Raw genomic sequence first — 1,711 nt, 5'->3', positions numbered from 1 at the left:
GACCCGCCGCGCCGGGAGTACCGGGCGGCACGGGCGGTGTGGGCGGGTACGCGCCGACGCAACTCGTCTCCTCGCTGGGCCCGGAGGGCCCCGGCGGCCCCGGCGCCCCGCAGCCGCCGGGCGCTCCTGACGCCCCCGCCGCTCCTGGCACTCCCGCGGCTCCCGGCGTTCCGGGTGCGCCCGGTGGTACGCCCCCGGGTGGCGTCCACCACGCCGCCACGATGCTCGCCGACCCCGGCCGCGCCGGTGGCGGTGTCCCGCAGCCGCCGGGTGCCCCGAGCGCACCCCCGCCGCCGCCTGCTCCGGGTGCCCCCGGCGTTCCGCAACCGCCTGGCGCCCCGGGCGCCCCGGGTGTGCCCGGGGCGGGGCAGGGGGGCGTGCACCAGGCGGCGACCATGCTCGCCCCGCCCTCGTCCGGCGGCCCCGGCGTGCCTCCGCCGCCGGCTCCGCCCGCGCCCCCGGGCGCTCCCGGCATGCCCCCGGGCGTCCCGCAGCCCCCGGCCCCCGGCGCGATGCCGCCACCCGGCGCGATGCCGCCACCTGGCGCGATGCCGCCCCCCGGTCGGCCGCCGGCGCCCGGCCGGCCCCTGCCGGGCCAGCCCATGCCCGGGCAGCAGCCGCCCGCCTACGGTTACCCGCAGCAGGCGCAGCCGACCGTCGGCCCGGGCTACCAGGCCGTGTTGCGCTACCGCGCGCAGGACGGCTCCGAGCAGCAGCTCATCCGGCGTTCGGCGCCGGGCACGCCGCACCCGGAGTGGCAGATCTTCCACGAGCTGCGCGCCATGAACGTGCCGCCGGACCAGGTGCTGGAGCTGCACACGGAGCTGGAGTCGTGCCAGTTGCCGGGCGCGTACTGCGCGCGGATGCTCCGTGAGCAGTGGCCGCAGGCGCGGATCACGTCGATCGCGCCGTACGGCACCGACCACGCCAGCCGCCAGCAGGGCATGGGGCAACTCCTGGCGCATCAGGGCGAGTTGCACCAGGTCGCCGACGGTCCCGCCCGGCCGGCGCCGGTGCGCGCGCCGTTGCCGCCGGTGCAGGCGGTGCCGCCCGTTGCGCCGGAGGGGATCGCCCAGGAACTGGCGGCGGCCTTCGGCCCCGGTGTGTTCCGCTTCGAGCAGGCGGCGGTGTCCCGTCAGGGTGTGCCGCCGGTCGTGGCGCACACGCTGGTGGTGGCGGGCCTGCCGATGGACATGGGTCCCTTCTTCTGGGCGCAGGCCCAGCCGGGGCGCCCGGTGCCGACGCTGGCGGAGCTGGCGGCCGAGCGCGGGGTGCAGCCGGCGCCGGACGCGGGCTCGTACCTCGTCATGGGCAGCGACTTCGGCAAGGCGATCTGTGTCCAGTACGGCACGGCGAACATCGTGGCCGTGCCGGTGGAGGCGGGGCCCGGCGGTACGTCGGTGCCGCCGCAGTTCGTGAACACCGGGCTGCCGGAGTTCGCGCGCTGCATGGCGCTGCTCGGCCGGATGTGGCGCTTGCGCTACGGCCTGAACCAGGAGCAGGCGGGCCGCTGGACCGTCGACTTCCAGGCCCAGCTCGCCTCCCTCGACCCGGCGGCGCTCGGCTCGCCGGAGAGCTGGTGGTCGGTGCTGCTGGAGCAGATGTGGGACGGACTGCTGTGAGCCGCATGAGCTGTGAGCTGTGAGCTGTGAGCTGTGAGCGCCTGGGCGGCTGACGCCTGACGGAGCGCGGGGCCGGACCCGGTCGTGAG

1 protein-coding gene is annotated in these 1,711 nt (G+C 77.8%); it reads left to right on the top strand.

Features of this window, described 5'->3' with window-relative positions:
• The coding region (locus ACFC02_RS42520) for an SUKH-4 family immunity protein (protein ID WP_376368393.1) at window positions 1–1,622 on the top strand (1,622 nt) is incomplete at its 5' end.
• Window positions 1,623–1,711 lie beyond the last annotated feature (89 nt).

It is taken from the genome of Streptomyces sp. NPDC056160 (genome assembly GCF_042268205.1).
Lineage (GTDB): Bacteria > Actinomycetota > Actinomycetes > Streptomycetales > Streptomycetaceae > Streptomyces.
This window is presented reverse-complemented; position numbering and strand designations above follow the sequence as displayed.